Origin of the sequence: Mesorhizobium sp. B3-1-7 (assembly GCF_006439385.1) — a bacterium.
Classification (GTDB): Bacteria; Pseudomonadota; Alphaproteobacteria; order Rhizobiales; family Rhizobiaceae; genus Mesorhizobium.
The window spans coordinates 92,384-111,919 of the sequence record NZ_VFTL01000016.1 but is presented as its reverse complement, the minus strand read 5'-3'; the positions used below and the strand labels follow the sequence as shown (position 1 = coordinate 111,919).

21 protein-coding genes and 1 riboswitch are annotated in these 19,536 nt (G+C 64.9%); of the genes, 13 read left to right on the top strand and 8 right to left on the bottom strand.

Annotated features, from left to right (window positions below; genetic code table 11):
- Window positions 1–70 precede the first annotated feature (70 nt).
- The 4 genes from FJ417_RS15340 to FJ417_RS15325 all read right to left on the bottom strand — a co-directional run bounded on the left by FJ417_RS15340 (window position 71) and on the right by FJ417_RS15325 (window position 3,886).
- Window positions 71–874, bottom strand: coding sequence for a Stf0 family sulfotransferase (locus tag FJ417_RS15340; RefSeq protein WP_140784032.1), 804 nt, complete (start codon window positions 872–874; stop codon window positions 71–73).
- Window positions 823–1,437: a methionine biosynthesis protein MetW gene (gene metW, locus FJ417_RS15335; protein ID WP_140645165.1), complete on the bottom strand. Its 615-nt coding sequence runs from the start codon at window positions 1,435–1,437 to the stop codon at window positions 823–825. Before metW ends, FJ417_RS15340 begins: the two co-directional genes overlap by 52 nt.
- Before the next feature lie 79 nt (window positions 1,438–1,516).
- The gene (locus tag FJ417_RS15330; RefSeq protein ID WP_140784031.1) at window positions 1,517–2,686 is read right to left on the bottom strand and encodes a homoserine O-acetyltransferase; all 1,170 of its coding nucleotides are present in this window, start codon (window positions 2,684–2,686) and stop codon (window positions 1,517–1,519) included.
- Window positions 2,687–2,782: 96 nt separating this feature from the next.
- A riboswitch (SAM riboswitch) is annotated at window positions 2,783–2,860 on the bottom strand.
- Window positions 2,861–3,031: 171 nt separating this feature from the next.
- Entirely contained in the window at window positions 3,032–3,886 is an 855-nt protein-coding gene (locus tag FJ417_RS15325) for an AraC family transcriptional regulator (protein WP_140784030.1), read from the bottom strand.
- Between the two features lie 188 nt (window positions 3,887–4,074).
- On the opposite strand from FJ417_RS15325, the gene FJ417_RS15320 reads away from it, so the two are divergent.
- The 9 genes from FJ417_RS15320 (at window position 4,075) to FJ417_RS15280 (ending at window position 13,128) form a co-directional block, all read left to right on the top strand.
- Window positions 4,075–4,830 carry a phytanoyl-CoA dioxygenase family protein gene (locus FJ417_RS15320; RefSeq protein ID WP_226892106.1) on the top strand — a complete coding sequence of 252 codons (756 nt, stop codon included), beginning with the start codon at window positions 4,075–4,077 and terminating at the stop codon, window positions 4,828–4,830.
- Window positions 4,831–4,964: 134 nt separating this feature from the next.
- Window positions 4,965–5,987: an ABC transporter permease gene (locus tag FJ417_RS15315; RefSeq protein ID WP_140704858.1), complete on the top strand. Its 1,023-nt coding sequence runs from the start codon at window positions 4,965–4,967 to the stop codon at window positions 5,985–5,987.
- 153 nt (window positions 5,988–6,140) lie between these two features.
- On the top strand, window positions 6,141–7,109 hold the full coding sequence (locus tag FJ417_RS15310) for a sugar ABC transporter substrate-binding protein (protein WP_140658760.1): 969 nt from the start codon (window positions 6,141–6,143) through the stop codon (window positions 7,107–7,109).
- Window positions 7,110–7,168: 59 nt separating this feature from the next.
- Complete coding sequence (locus FJ417_RS15305; RefSeq protein WP_140784029.1) at window positions 7,169–8,686, top strand: sugar ABC transporter ATP-binding protein; 1,518 nt, start codon at window positions 7,169–7,171, stop codon at window positions 8,684–8,686.
- A 13-nt stretch (window positions 8,687–8,699) separates the two neighbouring features.
- Complete coding sequence (locus FJ417_RS15300; protein ID WP_246680831.1) at window positions 8,700–9,650, top strand: ribokinase; 951 nt, start codon at window positions 8,700–8,702, stop codon at window positions 9,648–9,650.
- A complete protein-coding gene (gene rbsD / locus FJ417_RS15295) occupies window positions 9,647–10,108 on the top strand; it encodes a D-ribose pyranase (protein ID WP_140784027.1) in 462 nt (153 codons plus the stop codon). Before FJ417_RS15300 ends, rbsD begins: the two co-directional genes overlap by 4 nt.
- A gap of 2 nt (window positions 10,109–10,110) precedes the next feature.
- A complete protein-coding gene (locus FJ417_RS15290) occupies window positions 10,111–10,941 on the top strand; it encodes a 3-methyl-2-oxobutanoate hydroxymethyltransferase (RefSeq protein ID WP_140784026.1) in 831 nt (276 codons plus the stop codon).
- Window positions 10,942–11,082: 141 nt separating this feature from the next.
- Window positions 11,083–12,186, top strand: a complete 1,104-nt coding sequence (gene hisC, locus FJ417_RS15285; protein ID WP_140658765.1) for a histidinol-phosphate transaminase — start codon at window positions 11,083–11,085, stop codon at window positions 12,184–12,186.
- Window positions 12,187–12,192: 6 nt separating this feature from the next.
- Window positions 12,193–13,128, top strand: coding sequence for a prephenate/arogenate dehydrogenase family protein (locus FJ417_RS15280; RefSeq protein WP_140784025.1), 936 nt, complete (start codon window positions 12,193–12,195; stop codon window positions 13,126–13,128).
- A 120-nt stretch (window positions 13,129–13,248) separates the two neighbouring features.
- On the opposite strand, the gene FJ417_RS15275 is transcribed toward FJ417_RS15280, so the two are convergent.
- Entirely contained in the window at window positions 13,249–14,193 is a 945-nt protein-coding gene (locus FJ417_RS15275) for a sugar kinase (RefSeq protein ID WP_140784024.1), read from the bottom strand.
- Between the two features lie 7 nt (window positions 14,194–14,200).
- Window positions 14,201–15,199, bottom strand: a complete 999-nt coding sequence (locus tag FJ417_RS15270; RefSeq protein ID WP_140784023.1) for a DUF2125 domain-containing protein — start codon at window positions 15,197–15,199, stop codon at window positions 14,201–14,203.
- 124 nt (window positions 15,200–15,323) lie between these two features.
- On the opposite strand from FJ417_RS15270, the gene FJ417_RS15265 reads away from it, so the two are divergent.
- The 4 genes from FJ417_RS15265 (at window position 15,324) to FJ417_RS15255 (ending at window position 17,730) form a co-directional block, all read left to right on the top strand.
- Window positions 15,324–15,845, top strand: coding sequence for a gamma-glutamylcyclotransferase (locus FJ417_RS15265; RefSeq protein ID WP_140784054.1), 522 nt, complete (start codon window positions 15,324–15,326; stop codon window positions 15,843–15,845).
- Window positions 15,842–16,006: a hypothetical protein gene (locus FJ417_RS33115; protein ID WP_181183218.1), complete on the top strand. Its 165-nt coding sequence runs from the start codon at window positions 15,842–15,844 to the stop codon at window positions 16,004–16,006. The genes FJ417_RS15265 and FJ417_RS33115 overlap by 4 nt, the downstream gene beginning before the upstream one ends.
- Window positions 16,007–16,085: 79 nt before the next feature.
- Window positions 16,086–17,033, top strand: a complete 948-nt coding sequence (locus tag FJ417_RS15260) for an aldo/keto reductase (protein WP_140658770.1) — start codon at window positions 16,086–16,088, stop codon at window positions 17,031–17,033.
- 76 nt (window positions 17,034–17,109) lie between these two features.
- The gene (locus tag FJ417_RS15255) at window positions 17,110–17,730 is read left to right on the top strand and encodes a LysE family translocator (protein ID WP_140784022.1); all 621 of its coding nucleotides are present in this window, start codon (window positions 17,110–17,112) and stop codon (window positions 17,728–17,730) included.
- A gap of 4 nt (window positions 17,731–17,734) precedes the next feature.
- On the opposite strand, the gene FJ417_RS15250 is transcribed toward FJ417_RS15255, so the two are convergent.
- Entirely contained in the window at window positions 17,735–18,529 is a 795-nt protein-coding gene (locus FJ417_RS15250) for a 1-acyl-sn-glycerol-3-phosphate acyltransferase (RefSeq protein ID WP_140784021.1), read from the bottom strand.
- Between the two features lie 81 nt (window positions 18,530–18,610).
- A complete protein-coding gene (locus FJ417_RS15245; RefSeq protein ID WP_140784020.1) occupies window positions 18,611–19,513 on the bottom strand; it encodes a LysR family transcriptional regulator in 903 nt (300 codons plus the stop codon).
- Between the last annotated feature and the right edge of the window lie 23 nt (window positions 19,514–19,536).

The window sequence follows — 19,536 nt, the reverse complement described above, 5'->3', positions numbered from 1 at the left end:
GGCTATCGCCCTACCAGCATGCTGTCAAACGATCGAGATGCAGTTCTGCACTACGCATTTGTTAAATGGACTATTTCATCATTCGGTATTGGAAGCTGGAAGGGTCGGCATATTCGGACAGGAAACGCTTTCGCCATTCTTCATTGAGTGCATCGCGCTGGATTTCGAGACCCGACCGAGGGTTGGTCTCCCAGTTGGGCTCCACATCCGCCAGCTGCGCGACTTTCGTCAGGCTTCCTGCAGGATCGTGCTCAATTTCCTCGTAGGTCAGGGATAGGAAGGGCAGGCCATTCTTCGCGAACCAGCCGTCCCACGCCAGATTCTCCATCAAAATCTTTTCCAGAGACTCCGCGATTGCCTGGCCATTGTAGCGTGGCGGTACGTGACTGATCTCGGTGGATCGGAATTCGCGGGTTTGACGCGCACGTGCCCATGAGATCGCCTGCCCGAGCAGATCGTCACGCGTTAACCGCACATAGCTTAAGTTGGGGAGGCTGGCTGGCAGGTTCACCTTCTTGGCAAGTTGGGTGAACTGACTCGCAAAGATCTTGATTGCGTAGATCCCGGTAGAGGACCGCCCCTCCGTCAGTGCACGCAGAAGCTGGGCGCGGGGATCTCGTGGGTAACCCGGCAACTCCAGCAGGCGTCGCCCGCCAAACCACTCCAGCGGATGGCCCAGCCCGGCGGAAGCCATCAGACCCGCGAGATGATTGCTGCCGCTGCGTGGTGACGTGCAGACGAGAATTCCCGCCCGTAGCTCGGACAAAATGTTTGGTGGGATTTCCACCACTGCCGGTGACCGACGAAAGAAACGCATTCCCGTCAGCGCCTCAACAAAAACACCGCCTGCTGGCCGAAGAAGTTCCAGAACCACCAGGGCATCGACAGGCCGATCTTCTGGCCGTTGGCGTCGAGCGCGGTTGCTTTCTCGACCGTCGCGCCGAGTTCCTCGCACAGGTTGACGAAGTCGCGGATGGTGCAGAAGTGGATGTTGGGCGTGTCGTACCAGGAGTAGGGCAGGTCCTTGGTGACCGGCATCCTGCCCTTGATCAGCAGCGAAAAGCGCACGCGCCAGTGGCCGAAATTGGGGAAGGAGACGATGGCGCGGTTGCCGATCCGAAGCAGCTCGTCGAGCACGACCTTCGGATTACGCGTCGCCTGCAGCGTCTGCGACAGCACGACGAAGTCGAAGCCCTTGTCGGCGTAGAATTTCAGATCCGTGTCGGCGTCACCCTGGATAACCGATAGCCCGCGCGCCACGCATTCATTGACGCCGCGCTGCGACAGTTCCAGCCCGCGGCCGTCGACCTGCTTGGTCTCCTGCAGGAGTTCCAGAAGCACGCCGTCGCCCGAGCCGACATCGAGGACGCGCGAATTGGCCGGAATGAGATCGGTGACGACCTCGAGGTCGACACGCTGGGCGCGATTGACGCTCATGGGCTTGCCTCCTGCATGGCGCATGATCCCGCTCCGAAAAGTCTGCAACTTTCTGCGTTCGCTGACCTTCGGTTCGGGGTCATGCGCCGAGCCCCCTGGCGCGGGCGGCCGATGCGATGAAGCCGTTGATGGCCGCGAACAGCTCCGGCTCGTCGAGCAGGAAGGCGTCGTGGCCGCGATCGGTCTCGATCTCGACGAAGGAGACGGAAGCGCCCGCCGCGTTCAAGGCATGCACGATCGACCGGCTCTCCTCGGTCGGGAACAGCCAGTCGCTGGTGAAGGAGACCAGACAAAAGCGCGTCTTGGTGCCGGCGAAGGCGTCGGCGAGGCGCCCGCCGTGATCGGCGGCAAGGTCGAAATAGTCCATCGCGCGGGTCAGATAGAGGTAGGAATTGGCGTCGAAGCGGTCGACGAAGGTCATGCCCTGATGGCGCAGATAGCTTTCGATCTGGAAATCGGCGTCGAAGCCGAAGGTGAGCGCCTCGCGGTCCTGCAGATTGCGGCCGAACTTGCGGTGGAGCGCTGCTTCCGAAAGGTAGGTGATGTGAGCGGCCATGCGCGCGACGGCGAGCCCCTTTTCCGGCCGCTTGCCGAAATCGAGATATTTGCCGCCATGCCATTCCGGATCGGCCATGACGGCCTGTCGGCCGACTTCATGGAAGGCGATGTTCTGCGAGGAATGGCGGGCGCCGCTGGCGATCGGCAGGGCGCAGAACACACGCTCCGAATGGCTCGCCGCCCATTCCAGCACCTGCATGCCGCCCATCGAGCCGCCAAGCACGCAGAACAGCTTTTCGATGCCGAAATGATCGACCAGCATCGCCTGCGCGCGCACCATGTCGCGGATGGTGATGATCGGCAGGTCGAGCCCATAAGGCTTGCCTGTCGCCGGATTGGTCGAGGCGGGGCCGGTCGAGCCGAGACAGCCGCCGATGACGTTTGCGCAGATGACGAAGAAGCGGTTGGTGTCGATGATCTTGCCTGGGCCGATCAGCACTTCCCACCAGCCGGGCTTGCCGGTCACCGGATTGGTATTGGCCACGTGCTGGTCGCCCGTCAGCGCGTGGCAGACGAGGATGGCGTTGGAGCGCGCGGCGTTGAGCGTGCCATAGGTCTGGTAGGCGATCTGGAAAGGCGACAGCAGCGTGCCGGCGTCGAGCTTCAGCGGCTTGTTGGGGCCGAACTGCAGCACCGGGCTCGACGGATGGTCGGCCTCGTCCTTGGTCCTTGCAGCGCGTTGAGCGGCCATGTCCATCCTCATCCTGTCCCGCATCGGTCTCGTCCCGATGCGGTGTCCGGCCGGCAGCGGACAACAAAAAACCGGCATTGCCGTCGCAAAGCCGGTTACAGGTTGCAAACGGCCCTTTAGCGAGTTGTTTAACGTGGCTGCAAGCCGACCGGCCAAATCACCACGGAGAAGTCTGGCAGTTCTTCTAGGACCAGCGCCGCGCTTCGTCAACGGGTAGCCTCCTCGCGGCGCTCCAGCCGGTTCACCGCACCCAAGCAGGCCATTTCCTGCCAAGCCAACACATGGCCTGCTTGTCTTGTCGCAGTTTCTTGCCGGAAAGCCGTGTGACGCCTTCGCGGAATCTGTTCAGCGCTTCGACGCAACACCTAGTTCGCTGCGCCGCCAGGCCGAAGGCGAAATGCCAACGGATCGCCTGAATTCGCGGCCGAAATGATAGACGTCGCAAAAGCCGCATGTCTCGGCAATCTCGGCGATCGGCTGGTCGTCCTGCACCAGCAGCGACTGCGCGTGCATCAAGCGCTCGCGCATCAGCCACTGATGCGGGCTGGTGCGAAGATAGCGCTGAAACATCCGCCGGGTCTGCGACGGCCCGAGCCCGGTGACGGCCGACAGGGCCGACGCGGTCCATGCGAAACCGAGCGCCCCGCGCATCGCTTCGATACCGGAAGCGAGCGGTTTCGGCAGGTCGTCGCTATCCGGCCCCGCCAACGCGCGATCGATCAGGAGCAGGAATTCGGCAACCAGTTGCGAAAGGCGCAGATCGAGGCTGGCGTCGCGGCGGCGCAACGCGGCAAACAGGCGCTCGAACCACGGGACTGGAGTTGTTCCCTCGGCGAAGCTGGCGCGCGGCGTGCCCTCTCCGAACAGCTTGCGCCGCAGGATGGCGGGCTCCGGGCCGTCCAGCCTGAACCAAAGCACCGTCCAAGGATCCCGGGGATCGGCGGAATGGACGTGCGGAGCCTCGTTCGCCATCCAGACCAATTGACCAGCCCCGACGTCTATCCTTTGCCCAAGCGTTTCGACAAAGCCGGCGCCGGCAAGACAGTAGATGATGTCCTGTCCGGGATAGATGGCGCGTTCTATCCGGTAATCCGGCCCGGCGGCGACTTTTCCGGCGCGCAGCACGCTGAACGCGGCGCGGGTCCAGGCCGGGGCTGGCACATAGTGGAAACTCTCAATTACGGACGTTCTTTTGTGCATGCGCGTTTTATACAAAAAATACGTTCCCTTTGTCCATTTTGTTCCTCGGCGGAGGGGCTAAATTCTCCTCAAGAGCCTGGGATTTCCGGCCGGAAACGGATCGGGACCAGGCCTTCAAAAAGGTTCAGGGGCGCCCGTGCCGCATCGCGGGACGCTTTGGGGTTCCAGGGAGAATACCGATGCTCGCGATGACCAGACATGAAGCCGAGCTTTACGCTCGCGACGGCTACATCATTCGCCGTGGCCTGCTGGGCGCCGGTGAAGTCGCCAACTTTCGCGACCACGCCCGCAAGCAGCTCGCGGAGGAGCAGAGCAAGGGCGGCGTGATGTCCAAGGGCGACAAGGAGGGCAAGACCACGCTGCTGAAGATGTGGACCAAGGCCGAAGACGACAAATACGGCCTGCTGGCCCGCGACGAGCGCATGGTCGATCTGGCCGAGGACGCCGTCGGCAAGCCGATCTACCTCTACAGCCACAAGATGACGATGAAGCAGCCCAACGAAGGCGGCGCATGGGAATGGCACCAGGACTTCGGCTACTGGTACAATTACGGCTGCCTGGCACCGGAAATGATGAGCATCTACGTCGCGCTCGACAAGGCGACCCGCGAAAACGGCTGCCTTCAGGTGCTCAAGGGCACGCACAAGCTCGGCCGCCTCAATCATATCCGCGAGAACGAGCAGACCAATGTCGAGCATGAGCACCTGGAAGCTGCCCTGAAGCGCTTCGAGCACATCTATGTCGAGATGGAGGCGGGCGACGCCCTGGTCTTCGACGGCAACCTGCTGCACCGTTCGGACGCGAACCGCTCGGACACGTATCGCTGGGGCTATATCTGCTCCTACAACGCGGTCGAGAACGCGCCCTTCAAGAAGGTGCGCGAATACGGCAACTACGAACAATTGCGCAAGGTGCCTGCCGGTTCTTTCCAGCAGGCTTCCTGAGCAAGCACGACCGGGTAGAAGCCCGGCCTTGAGGACATCGAACCGGGCTTGGGCCCAGGCTGCGGATCGATGGGGAGATGAAGAACAGCGACGGACGGCTGCAGCCGTCGCGCCGCCGTCGAGGGAGGAATGGGATGGCCGATACGGTCAGGAGCGGCGCGCGCGCGGCAGCCGCAGGCCGGTTTGAATTGTCGCGACTCTTGCGGGTCCGTGAGGCTGGCGTGTTCATCGCGCTGGTCGTGATCTGCTTGTTCCTGACCTTCGCGACCGACAGCTTCCTCACGTCGCTGAACCTCTTGAACATAGGCCGACAGGTTTCGCTGCTCGGGATCATGGCGGTCGGCATGACATTCGTGCTGATCTCCGGCGAGGTGGATCTGTCCGTCGGATCGACCTACGCCTTTTCGGGGCTTGCCACCGGCATGCTGATCGTCGCTGGCTGGGGGTTGTTGCCGGCGCTCGCGGTCGGCCTCTTCGCCGGCGCCGTCATCGGCGTCATCAACGGTACCCTGTCCACCTACGGCCGCCTGCCCTCGCTCATCGCCACGCTCGGCATGCTCAGCATCGTCCGCGGCGCCGCGCTCATCCTGACCAACGGCCAGCCCGTCACCGTCAACGCGCGCAACGGCGCGCTTCCCGACGTTCTCGACACCTTCAACTTCATGGGTCAGGGCTATCTGTTCAGCGTCATTCCGATGCAGCTCGTGTTCTTCGCCGTCATCGCCGTGCTGGCATGGCTGGTGCTTTCCTATTTGAACTTCGGCTTCCGGGTGTATGCCGTGGGCGGCAGCGCCAAAGCGGCGCGCGTGTCGGGCATTTCCGTCAACACCGTGAAGATCTGGGCTTTCGTGCTGATGGGGCTGCTCGCCGCCTTCGCCGGCATCCTCAGCCTCGCCTTCCTGCCCAGCGGGCAGGCCGGCCGCACCGGCCTCGGGCTGGAGCTCGACGTCATCGCCGCGACCATCGTCGGCGGCGCCTCGCTGTCGGGCGGCGAAGGCACCATCCTTGGAACCATACTCGGCGTGCTGATCATCGGCGTGATGCGCAACGGCCTTGTGCTGATGGGCGTGTCGCCCTTCGTGCAGGAACTGATGATCGGCCTCGTCATCATCATCGCCGTCGGCATCGACAAATGGACAACGCGCCGCGCGGCCTAGAACCGGATACAGGTTTCAGGCCGCATCAACCTGAAATCTGAATCCGGTTCCAAATCAGGGAGATAGAGCATGATGTCGTCCGAAAACCGCTGCACACTTTTCGGCATCATGCTCTGAGGGCAATCAAGCCAAACAAAAAAGGGAGGACTATCCATGAAAATCAGACATGTCATTCTCGCGGCGACGCTCAGCCTGCTGCCCACGCTCGCGCATGCCGAGGCCAAGCTCGCCGATTTCTCGCTCGCCGATCGCATCAAGGCCAAGATCGCCGCAGGCCAGCCGCTCGACATCTACGTTTCCTACCATGACGTCTCGAACGAATTCGCGCCGTTCATGAAGGCCGGCGTGCAGCGGGCGGCGACCGAGGACAAGGTCAGCGCGCAGTTCATCGGCCCCGTCGGCGCCGATGCCGACGGCCAGATCAGCGAGATCGAGACGCTGATGGGCAAGATGGACGGCCTGGCGATTTCATCGGTGTCGACCGACGCGTTGGCGCCGCTGATCGACAAGGTGATCGCCGCCGGTATCCCGGTCGTCACCTTCAACACCGACAATCCCGAAAGCAAGCGCCTGGCTTTCGCCGGGCAGGATCTCGTGCAGTCGGGCCGTGAGGCCGGCAAACTGATGGCCAAGGTTCTCGGCGGCAAGGGCAAGGTGATGATCACCACCATCGACGCCGCCGCCCAGTGGTCGCTCGACCGTGAAAAAGGCGCGCGCGAGGCGCTGAAGGCCGAGCCCGGCTTAGAGGTGGTCAGCACGCTGAACACCGGCACCGATCCGCAGAAGATCTATTCGGCGATCGAGAACGCCATGTTGGCGAATCCCTCGATCTCCGGCGTCCTGTCGCTGGAGTGTTGCTCCACTCCCGCCGCCGGCACCTGGGTCGAACGCAACAAGGCGGCCGACAAGGTGAAGGTGGTCGGCTTCGACCTGCTCGACCAGACCGTGCAGCTCGTGCAGAGCGGCGATGTGCAGGCCACCATCGACCAGGCTCCGGAAAAGCAGGGCTTCGCCGCGGTCGACCTCCTCGTCCAGTTCCTCAAGGGCCAGACGATCGAGAACCTCGACACCGGCGTCGGCGTCTACACCAAGGAGAACATTGCCGAGGTGGCCAAGAAGTAACAATGCCAGCGTGACGGGCCGGCGGGCCGCAGGTTCCGCCGGCCCGTCGAGCCAGCTCGATGACGGCCGCCCCCTCCCTCGCAAACATCGTCGAGATCGCCGGCGTAACCAAGCGGTTCCCCGGTGTGCTCGCGCTTGACCGTATTTCCGTCGGCTTCCGGGCCGGCGAGGTTCACGCCGTGATCGGCGAGAACGGCGCCGGCAAGTCGACGCTGATGAACATCCTGGCCGGGGACCTGCGCCCCGATGGTGGCAAGCTTCTGGTCGAGGGCAGGGAAGTGAAACTTTCCTCCCCGCTCGACAGCCGTGCCCACGGCATCACTGTCGTCTATCAGGAGTTGGCGCTCTGCCCGACGATGAGCGTGGCCGAAAACATCATGATGTCGGACATGGCGGCGCGCTCTGCCGTTTCGTTGCTGCCGCGCGACATGATGCGGCGGGAGGCGCGCGATGCGCTCACCCGGCTCGGCATGGGCGGCCTCGACCCCGACACCAAGGTCGGCCGCCTCTCGGTCGCCGAGATGCAACTGGTCGAAATCGCCGGCGCCATCCGCCAGAATGCCCGCGTGCTCGTGCTGGACGAGCCGAATTCGGCGCTTTCCAAACGCGAAAGCGAAAGGCTGTTCGAGGTCGTCAGGCAGCTCCGCGCCGAGGGCGTGACCATCATCTACGTATCGCACCATCTGCGCGAGGTGCTGGATATCGCCGACCGCGTCACGGTGATGCGCGATGGCCGCACGATCGTGACGATGGACAATGAGGGCCTGTCGGAGGACCAGCTCATCCGGGCCATGGTCGGCCGCGACCTCGACGCCGCCATGCAATGGTCGCTTCAGGTCGAACCCAGGCCTGAAGACGAGGACACCGTGCTGACAGTCGAGAAGCTCGAGGCGGCGGGGCTGGAGGACGTCAGCTTCAGCGTGCGCGCCGGCGAGATCCTCGGCATCGGCGGACTTCCCGATTCCGGCAAGGACGGACTTGGCGACGCGCTTTTCGGGCTCTGCGCCCGGCGCGGCAAGGTCACCATCGACGGCAAGGAACTGCGCGGCGCCGATCCACTTGCCGCGATCCGCTTCGGCATGTCCTTCGTTCCGGCCGACCGGCGCGGTTCCGGCGGCCTTCTGCAGATGAGCGTGGCCGACAATGTCGTCTCCGCCTCGCTGCCGCGTTTTTCGCTGGCCGGTTTCGTGCGGCGCGGCGCGGTGAAACGCGAGGCCCGCGCCCAGGTCGCACGGCTCGATGCGCGGATTTCACATCTCGGCCAGAAACTGGGAACGCTTTCGGGCGGCAACCAGCAGAAGATCATCCTCGGCCGCAGCCTCGTCACCAATCCGCGCGTGCTGGTGCTGCACGAGCCGACACGCGGCATCGATGTCGGCGCCAAGGCGGAAATCTACTCGATCCTGCGCGGCATCGCCGGCGAAGGCATGGCGATCGTCATGATCTCTTCGGAGATACCGGAGTTGATCATGAATGCCGAACGAGTGCTTGTGCTGCGCGACGGCCGCCTGTCGGGCGAACTCACCGGCCAGGCTATCACCGAGACGGCGATCCTTGCATGCGCCATGACATCCTGAGACGGGAATGCGGATGACCAAGCCAAAGATAACCATCGTCGGCAGCTTCGCGGTCGGGCTGACCATGCGGGCGCCCAAGCTGCCCATTTTCGGCGAAACCATGCTCGGCACCGATTTCGACATGGGTCCGGGCGGCAAGGGGTCCAACCAGGCCGTCGCGACCGCGCGTCTGGGCGCGTCGTCGTCGCTGCTCGCCATCCTCGGCACCGACAAGCTCGCCAGCATCGCCACCGACCTCTATGCAATCGAAGGCGTCGACACCGGCCTTGTGAGCACGCGGACGGAGCGGGCGACCGGCGTCGGCTTCATCATCCTCAACGACAAGGGCGAGAACTTCATCATCCTCGACATGGGCGCCAACGAGTTGATGGACGCAGCCACGGTCGACACGGCCGAGGCGCGCATCGCCGAAAGCGATGTCGTCATGACCGTGCTGGAGGTGCCGACGGCCGCCGCCACGCGGGCGATGGAGCTTGGCCGCAAGCATGGCGCAAGGACGATCCTCAACCCGGCGCCGGCGCGCCAGCTGCCGGACACGATCTTCGCCTGGGTCGATTACCTCACTCCGAATGAAAGCGAACTGCGCATCCTGCTCGGCCTGCCCGCCGACGATCCAAGGTCCTCGCGCGAACTCGCTCGGGAATTGCGGCGGCGCGGCGTGCGCAACGTCGTCGTCACACTCGGCCGCAGCGGCGCGCTGATCCTGACCGACGAGATCGACGTCATGGTGCCGGCGGTGCCGGTGGAGGTCACCGACACGACCGGCGCGGGCGATGCCTTCAATTCGGGCTTCGCCATGGCGCTTGCCGAAGGCCGCGACATCGTCGAGGCCGTGCGTTTCGGCGTCGCCTGCGGCGCGATCGCCTGCACCAGGCTCGGCGTCATTCCCGGCCTGCCCCAGCGCGCCCAGGCCGACGCGCTTTATGCCGAAGCCATGAAAACCGTATGGAAGGAGCAACCGTGAACCGCAACCGACTGCTTAACGCCGAACTCGCTCACGCCATCGCCTCCATGGGGCATGGCGACCTGATGATCGTCTGCGACGCCGGTTTTCCCATTCCGTCGAGCGCATGGCGCATCGACCTCGCCATCGCGCCCGACGTTCCCGATCTCGAGACCGTGCTGACGCCGATCGCGGCCAACCTGATCGCTGAACGCGTCGCCTATGCCGACACGCTGCCCGTGCACAACGCGCCGCTGCTCGCGAAGGTGAAGCGCCTGTTCCCGGACGCAGACCATGAAACCGTCAAGCACGAGGCCATTCTCGGCGAGATGGCCGCCAAGGCCAAGGTGATCGTGCGCACTGGCGCCTTCGACCCCTGGGGCAACATCCTGCTCTATTCCGGTGTTGACGTTCCGGTCTGGTTCTCCAAGCCCGGCGTTGTCGCGCCCGACTACTACGCCAAGAAACTCAAGGGCTGAGCGTGCCGAAGATCTTCGATTTCGGCGGCCGCGAGGTCGAGCGGAGCATCACGGTGGCCGGCCTGCGCGCATTGCGGCAGGCCGGCCGGCGCGTCGCCCAGGTGACCGCCGAGACGGCGGACGAGGCCGCCGCGGCCGAGGCGGCCGGCATCGAGATGGTCGTCTGCCGGGCGGCCAACGTGGCCCGCGTCCGCGAGGGGTCGCGCCGCGTCTTCGTAACGGCCGCGCTCGGCTTCGCCGACGCGGTGACCGGCGACGAGATCCTGCGCACCGCTTTTTCGGCAATCACCTCCGGCGCGGACGCCGTCATCACCGGACGCGGCTTCGACACGGTCCGCATGCTGGCCAATGAACGGATACCGGTCATGGGCCATCTCGGTTTCGTGCCGCGCAAATCGACCTGGGTCGGCGGCATCCGGGCGGTCGGCAAGACTGCGGCCGAAGCGGTCGAGCTCTGGGACCAGTTCCGGCGACTGGAGGATGCCGGCGCCTTCGCGGTCGAGTGCGAGATCATACCGGCGGCGTTGATGGCGGAAATCCACCGCCGCACCTCGCTGGTGACCGTGTCGCTCGGCTCGGGCGCCGAGCCGGACGTCATCTTCCTGTTCACGTCGGACATCTGCGGTGAGTCGACCCGTCTCCCTCGCCACGCGCGGGCCTGGGGCAAGCTGGCCGCGTTGCACCAGCAGGTACGCGACGCCCGGATCGACGCGCTCAGCGCCTTCCGCAAGGAGGTCGACGGCGGCAGCTACCCCGGCAAGGCCGAGATCGCGGCCATTGCCGAAGAGGAGTTGGAGGGGTTCCGCGCCCTCGTCGATTCGACGAAGTCATGACTGGCTCCCGAGACCCGGTGTGATTTCAAGGCCCTGATCCTCGCGGGCGGTCCGCATGCATCAGGCGCCGGCACTCGACATTCCAGCCCGTGGCCTGTATTTCCGCTGCGGCCTTGAAGGCCTTCTCGACGGATTTGTGACATGAAGCAGGATCAGCCCCGTCCGACGCCCCGCGCGGGCATCATGGACATCGAGGCCTATGTGCCGGGAAAAAGCACCGCGCCCGCCGGCGTGACGAAAGTCTACAAGCTGTCGTCGAACGAAAATCCGCTCGGGCCCTCGCCGAAGGCGATCGAGGCCGCGCGCGAAGTGGCGGCGAAGCTCGACGTCTATCCCGATGGCACCGCCCGCCGGCTGCGCGAGGCGATCGCCGAAGTGCATGGGCTGAACCCGGCAAACATCATCTGCTCCAACGGCTCCGACGAGATCCTCGGGCTTCTGGCGCAGACCTATCTCGCGCCGGGCGACGAGGCGGTGTTCACCGAGCACGCCTTCATGGTCTACAAGATCTACATCCAGGCGGCGGGCGCCAAGCCGGTGGCGGTCAAGGAAACCGACGAGCGCGCCGACATCGATGCGATTTTGGCCGCGGTGACGCCGGCCACGCGGATCGTGTTCCTCGCCAATCCGAACAATCCGACCGGCACCTATGTGCCGTTCCAGGAAGTGCGCCGGCTGCACGCGGCATTGCCGAAGGACGTGCTGCTGGTGCTCGACGCGGCCTATGCCGAATATGTGCGGCGCAACGACTATGAAGCTGGCATCGAGCTGGCGGGCAGCTCCGAGAACGTGGTGATGACCCGCACCTTCTCCAAGCTCGGCCTTGGCGGCGCGCGCATCGGCTGGATGTACGGGCCGGCGCATATCGTCGATGCGATCAACCGCATCCGCGGCCCGTTCAACGTCAATGCCACCGCGATCGAGGCCGGCATCGCCGCGATCCGCGACCGCGCCCATATCGAGCGCAGCGCGACGCACAACGAGAAATGGCTGGCCTGGCTCAGCGCGGAGCTGACCGGGCTCGGCCTGCGCGTCACGCCCAGCGTCGGCAATTTCGTGCTGATCCATTTTCCCGACGGCAAGAAGCATTCGGCGGCGGCGGCGGACGATTATCTCAGTGCGCGCGGTTACATCCTGCGCCGCGTGACCGGCTACGGCTTTCCCAATGCGCTGCGCATGAGCATCGGCACAGAAGAGGCCAATCGCGGCGTCATCGACGCGCTCAAGACCTTCCTGAAAAGCTAGAACACCATGGCATCACCGACGTTCGAGAAAATAGCGCTGGTCGGCATCGGCCTGATCGGCTCGTCGCTCGCCCGCGTCATCCGCCGCGAGGGCCTGGCGCGCCATATCGCCATCGCGACGCGCAGCGCATCGACGCTGAAGCGCGCCGAGGAGCTAAGTCTTGGCGATTCCTACACGACGGATGCCAAGGAAGCGGTGCGTGACGCCGACCTCGTCATCGTCTCGGTGCCGGTCGGCTCGTCCGGCGAGGTCGCGGCCGAGATCGCGCCGACGCTGAAGAAAGGCGCCATCCTTACCGATGTCGGCTCGACCAAGGCCTCGGTCATCGCGCAAATGCAGCCGCATGTGCCGGAAGGCGTGCACTTCATCCCCGGACATCCGCTGGCCGGCACGGAAAAGTCCGGACCCGATGCCGGCTTCGCCGACCTCTTCGAGAACCGCTGGTGCATCTTCACGCCGCTGCCGGGCACCGATCCCGCGGCGCTCGAGAAGCTTTCGGAATTCTGGCGGCGTTGCGGCTCCAACATCGATACGATGGACCCGCAGCACCACGATATGACGCTCGCGATCGTTTCGCACCTGCCGCATATCATCGCCTACAACATCGTTGGCACGGCAGACGATTTGGAAGCGGTGACCAAGAGCGAAGTCATCAAATATTCCGCCTCCGGCTTTCGCGACTTCACGCGTCTTGCAGCCTCCGATCCCACCATGTGGCGCGATGTTTGCCTGCATAACAAGGATGCCATTCTGGAGATGCTGGCGCGTTTCTCGGAGGATCTGGCGTCGCTGCAGCGGGCGATCCGCTGGGGCGACGGCGAAAAGCTCTTCGATCTCTTCACCCGCACCCGCGCCGTCCGCCGCTCGATCATCGAGGCCGGACAAGACATCGATGTGCCGGACTTCGGTCGGCAGGCCGTCGAGCATCCCAAAGGGAACTGATGTTCAGGTGAGGCCGGCCTGCAAATGGCGGCTCCCTGCGCTTCCGGTGCTCACGTACTTCAAGTACGCTCCGCTCCGGTTCTCGGGACCCACCATTTTCGACTCGGCCTGACCTGAATCTCAGCTCCCTTTGCCTTCTCGGGCTGGTGGCCAGTGCGCCGCCATCATCGCTAGCGTTTCGTCTCGATCCGGCGCGCCGAGGCGGCCGCCGAAGCGCAGGCATTTGAGCGCGGCGGCGGCGCTGGCGAAGCGCAGGGCCTCTTCCGTGGACATGGCCTCGGCGAGGCCGACGGCGAAGGCGCCATGGAAGACGTCGCCGGCGGCGAGTGTGTCCACCGCCTTGACCTTCGGTGCCTCGACATGGCGGACGCGTCCGACCGCCCGGTCATGCCACCATGTGCCTGCCGCGCCGCCGGTCACCGCGACGAAGGCATCGGTGCGCGAGGCAAGGTCGGCGCAGGCGCTTTCGGGGTCGAGCGCGTGGCCGCAGACGATGCGCGCCGCCGGCTCCGAGGCGACGATGTGCGAGGCCAAGGGCAGCAGCCGCTCCAGCACCTCGATGGGCGCGGTGTCGGCATCCAGGATCGCCGGGCGGCCGATCGATCTGGCCGCGCTCAGAGCAAGCGCTGCGGCGCCCGGCCAGCGGACATCCACCAGCACGGCGTCGAAGGCGGAAAGGTCGGCGAGCGGCAGCGCCTCGGGATCGGCTTGCGCCTTTTTGTCGTAGAAGGGCACGATGACGCGCTCGCCATGCGCATCCACCAGGATCGCGGCCAGCGCCGACCGCGCGCCGGCGACGCGGCGGACGAGGCTGCAGTCGACGCGTTCGGCCTCTATGTCGGCGATCAGCTGGTCGCCGACCGGATCGTCGCCCGCGCTTGCCCATAGCGAGACCTCGGCGCCGAGGCGCCGCGCGGCGCAGGCGGCGCTCGTCGCCATGCCGGAGGCGATCTGGGCACCGTCGCTGGCGATGAACTTGCCTTGATGCGCGGGCAGCGCCTCGACGCGAAGGATCGTGTCGAGGGTGAAGGCGCCGACGCTGAGCAGTCTGACCGGCCGCGCCATCGCTGCGTTACTCTAACGGCTTGATCTTGCCGAGCGGGATGAAGCCCAGCGAGGCCTTGCCCTTGACGATCTTCAGCGGCAAGGACGGTTCCTTGCCGAGCATGGCAATGGCGGCAAAGCCCTGGTCGATTTCGCTTTTGTGCTCCGGCATGGCACCGCCAAGGATGGCCGCCACCGCCTTGGGGTCCTTGAGCTTGATCGTCAGGCTTGCGTTGACCAGCCCTTCCGCGTCGACGGAGACCGGCCCGGACACGGTGATGCGCGCGGTTCCCGACGACAGGTCGAGCTTGGCGATGTCGATCGACTGGCCGCGCAGGCTTTTCGGCGGCGCGGCGATCAGCGCCACGCCGTTCTTCAGCATTACGTCGCCACTGCCGTCCAACGCCGGCAGCACGCGTCCGTCGATGGCATCCGCATTGATCTCCAGATCGCCGAAGCTGCCGACATAGTTGATGTCCTGGCCGGCCGGCTGCAACTGGCCGGCCGCCTTGCCGGCACTGAACAACTGCATCGGATCCGTGTCGTCCTGCGGATCGGTCTGACCGTTCAAGCCTTCAGCCTGCAGCGAAACGCTCCGTGGCAGCGGCCACCACACTTTGACATTGGCCTGCAACTGGTCCCAGTCGATCCAGAGCGGCGGCATGCCGGGCGCCATCGTCCGCAGCGGCCCGCGCAGATCGGCGACCGGCGACAAGGGTCCGGTGATCCCGGCGACGGCATTGAAGCTTCCGGTGGAGGCGGCGACCTTCCGGGCGTCGTCCTCATAGGCGAGGTTGTCGCAGGAGACCGTGAAGCTCATCGGATAGCCGCTGACGGCGAGGTTGGCGCAGCCGGCGGCGATCCCATTGCTGCCCAGCCTCGCCACCGCCTGGTCGGCCTCGGTCTTGAGCCTGTCGGCGAGATAGAACCAGCCGCCGCTGTAAATGGCGAACAGCACGAGGATGAACGCGGCAAGCCAGAACAGCCGGCGGCGAGGTTTGGGCGATCGCTCGTCACTTGACGTCATGCTGCGGCTCTCGTTAACCCCTCATCCAGCGAGCGGGCATCCACTCTCACGCAAACAAGCGGGGAACAGAAGAAGCACCTTGGCGGTGCGGTTCGTTCACTCGAATGCGATCAGGCTTGGCGATATGGGCGATTTTTGGGTTTTTGGCTATGGGTCGCTGATCTGGCGGCCCGGATTTGCCCATGTCGAGACGCGCCGCGCCCGGCTTTACGGCTATCGCCGCTCGCTTTGCGTCTATTCCTTCGTGCATCGCGGCACACGCACCCGGCCGGGCCTGGTGCTCGGCCTCGACCGGGGCGGCTCCTGCATCGGCCTGGCATACCGTGTTCCCGGCAATTTGCGCGACGAGGTGCTTTCCTACCTGCGCGAACGTGAGTTGGTAACCAGCGTCTATCTCGAACGCATGCTCGATGTCCGGCTGGATGGCGGCGGTTCGGTCGAGGCGGTCGCCTACACCGTCGACCGGCAGCATGAGCAATATGCCGGCGGGCTCGATGCCGATCACGCCGCAGAGGTCGTTCGCGGCGCCGTCGGCCAGTCCGGCCGGAACGAGGACTATGTCTTGAGCACGCTCGAGCATCTCAAGGCGCTCGGCATCCGCGATCACTGGCTGGAGGAGGTGGGCCGCCGGATCGCGCCTTCGTGAAGAGCATTTCCGGCGAAAATAATTTCGCCTTCAATGGGCTCTATCTCTTTGTTTTTACGCAATTCCGGGCGCAAGGCTACGGCGAGACCGCCGAGCCCAACCGCTGCGCACTTTTGCTGGAATTGCCCTGGTCCGATCAAAAAGCAAAACCATGCCTTTGACCTCCGCCGGGCACGACCTAGCTTAGCGGCAACCCCATCCTTGGGCATCAAGCCCTTTCCAGCATCACGGAGATCAGTCTTGCAGAAACGCCGTCTCGGTCGCACCGACCTTTCCATCGCGCCGCTGGTCCTGGGCGGCAACGTCTTCGGCTGGACCGCCGACGAGAAGACCTCCTTCGACCTGCTCGACCGGTTCGTGGGCGCCGGCCTGAATGCCGTCGATACGGCCGACGCTTATTCGCGCTGGGTTCCCGGCAACAAGGGCGGCGAATCGGAAACCATCATCGGCAACTGGATGAAAAGCCGCGGCAACCGCGATCATGTCGTCGTCATCACCAAGGTCGGCTCCGACATGGGGCAAGGCAAGAAGGACCTCTCCGCCGCCTATATCGAAAAGGCGGTCGACGCTTCGCTGAAGCGGCTTCAGGTCGATGTCATCGACCTCTATCTGTCGCATTGGCCGGATCCGGCGACGCCTTACGAGGAAACGCTCGGCGCCTATCAGCGCCTGCTCGAAAAGGGCAAGATCCGCTATGCCGGCTGTTCCAATCTCGATGCCGGGCAGTTGCGCGCGGCGCTCGACGTCGCCAGCCTGCGCAGCCTGCCGCGCTACGAGGTGCTGCAGCCTGAATACAATTTGTACGACCGCTCGTCGCTCGACGGACCGCTGCTCGACCTCTGCAAGGCAGAGGATATCGGCGTCATCACCTATTTCGGCCTGGCCAAAGGATTTTTGAGCGGCAAATACCGCGGCAAGGCCGATCTCGGGAAAAGCGCGCGCGGCGAGGGCGTTGCCGGCTACCTCAACGAGCGCGGCATGCGCATCCTTTCCGCCCTCGATGCCGTGGCCGAGCGCCATTCGGCCAAGCAGGCGGAAGTGGCGCTGGCCTGGATCATCGCGCGACCGGGCGTCACCGCGCCGATCGCCAGCGCCACGACGCCCGCCCAGATGGACAGTCTGATCCGCGCCGCGTCGCTCAAGCTTTCAGCCGACGATATCGGGGCGCTGGACCGCGCCAGCTCATAGCATTCGCACGATCGTCCAAGACGGCCATGACGATCCCTCGTAAATCCTGTCGCATCGCGGCAGGAGGAGGTACGGCATGGCCGACGGCATCTTGGGCGAAGCGCAGCCCTGGCAGCAAGTGCTGGCGCTTATCGTGGCCGCGACGGTCGTCATGGGCAGTCCGGGACCGGCGACGATCAGCGTCACCGCCATTGGCGCGGCGTTCGGCCTGCGCCCTTCCCTGGCTTACACGTCTGGCGTGGCGCTGGGCACGATCGCCGTGCTTCTGGCGGTGGCGGCCGGGATTTTGGGCATGCTGACCTCGCTGCCGGTTCTAGCGCCGGTGCTGGCGACCGCCTCGGCGGCCTACATCCTTTATCTCGCTTTCAGAATCGCGACCGCGCCGCCATTGGCCGAGCGCGGCAGCATGGCGACGAAACCTGATTTTCTCGGCGGCTTCATGCTCGCCATCGCCAATCCGAAAGCCTATGTGGCGATCGGCGCCGTGTTCGCCGGCGCAGCGTCGCGGGCCGATACGCTCGGCGTCTCCACCAGGCTAATGGTGCTTGCCGCGATGATCGTCGCGATCCATGTGGCGTGGCTGCTTGCCGGAACGGCTTTCGCGCGCTTCCTGCGCCATCCGCTGGCCTCGCGGATCATCAATCTGGCGTTTGCCGCCACGCTCGTGCTGACGACTGCGCTGGCGGCGTTGCGGTAGCCGATCAGGTCTTGGCGGTCGCGCCGAGCTCCGCCAGCCGCTTCAGCGCCGTCGGCGGCATGGGCGGCGGGTTCGGCGCTTGCGCCGCCTCGACGAGCATCTGGTCGCAGGCGGCTTCGGTCTCGCCGATCAGCCGCTGCATGAATTCGTCCTTGCCGAGACCGGGCGGGATCGGCGGCAGGAAGCGGGCCTTGATGGTGCCGGGATAGCGCAGGAACTTGCGGCGCGGCCAGTAGAGGCCGGCGACATGGGCGACCGGCACCACGGGCACGCCCAGTTGCGAATAGATCTCGACAATGCCGTATTTGTAGGACGGCTCGGCACCCGGCGGGCGGCGCGTGCCTTCGGGGTAGATGATGAGCTGGCGCGGATTGCGATCCATTTCCTGCCTGGTGGCGGCAACGACCGCCTTCAGCGCCTTCGAGCGGCTGCCCCGATCGACCGGGATCATGCGCATCTTCATGATGTACCAGCCGAAGAAGGGGATCCAGGTCAGCTCGCGCTTCAGGATGTAGAGGGCGTCGTCGAGATGGGGGAAGAAGGCGATCGCGTCCCAGAAGGACTGGTGCTTCGGCGCCAGGATGAAGGAGCCTTCGGGCAGGTTCTCGACACCCGTGATCTCACTCTTGGTCGCGGCTATCTTGTCATAGAGCCACATCGAGGTGCGCGACCAGAATTTCGGCACGAACCAGGCGCGGTGGCGCGGCGACAGGAAATAATAGGGCGTCCAGAAGATCATCTGGACGATCAGGTTGAGATAGAAGACGAGGTTGAACGCCAGCGAGCGGATGATGAGCATGCAAGGGGCCCGTGAGGAAGTGTGCGTTGGTTACACCAAGCGGCGGCAAAAAGGAAACGCCACCATGTCGAATGAATGCCGCTAGAGTGACCTAGCCAGCCGCTCCTTCAGGCGCGGCGCGGCGAAATCGAGGAAGGCGCGCAGCTTCACCGGCAGCCGGCCCTGGCCGGCATGAACGAGGCTGACCGGCCAGGGCGGCGGCTCGAACGGCTCCAGCACCACCCGTAGCGCGCCGGCGCGCACGGCAGTGTCGGCCTGGTAGGACAGAACCCTGGTCAGGCCCAAGCCTGCAATCGCGGCATCGAGAGCTGCTTCCGCGGTGTTGACCTGCAGCCGCGAGCGGACCGGCACCACGATCTCCGTCTTGCCCGTGCCGAAAGTCCAGCTCGCGGGCGCGGCGAGACCTTCGAAGGTGACGCAGTTGTGGCCCGCGAGCTCAGATGGTTTCTCCGGCGTGCCATGTAGGGCGAGATAGGCGGGGCTTGCGCAGACGATGCGGCGGATCGAGCCGACGCGGATTGCAACCATGGCCGAATCCGGCAGCTCGCTGATGCGCACCGCCAGATCGATATGCTCCTCGGCCAGTTGGGTGATCCGGTCCGACAAGGTCAGGCGGACGTCCACTTGCGGATAGACGGCTAGAAAGCCGGTGATTATCGGCAGCACATGCAAGCGGCCGAAGACGACCGGCGCGGTGATGGCCAACTCGCCGGTTGGGTTGAGGTATTCGCCGGCGGCAGAGCGCTCGGCCTCGCTCACCTCGTCGAGAATGCGGCGGCAGGCGATGAGATAGGACTGGCCGGGATCGGTCAGCGTCAGCCGCCGCGTCGAGCGGTTGAGCAGGCGCGTCCCTAGGTGCTTCTCCAGTTCGGAGAGCTTGCGGCTAATGGTCGGCAGCGGCACGCCGGCGCGGCGCGCCGCGGCGGACAGGCTGCCGGCCTCAACCGTGGCGACGAACAGCGACATGGCGTCGAGGCGATCCATTACTCTCCCGAAATCTGGAAAGA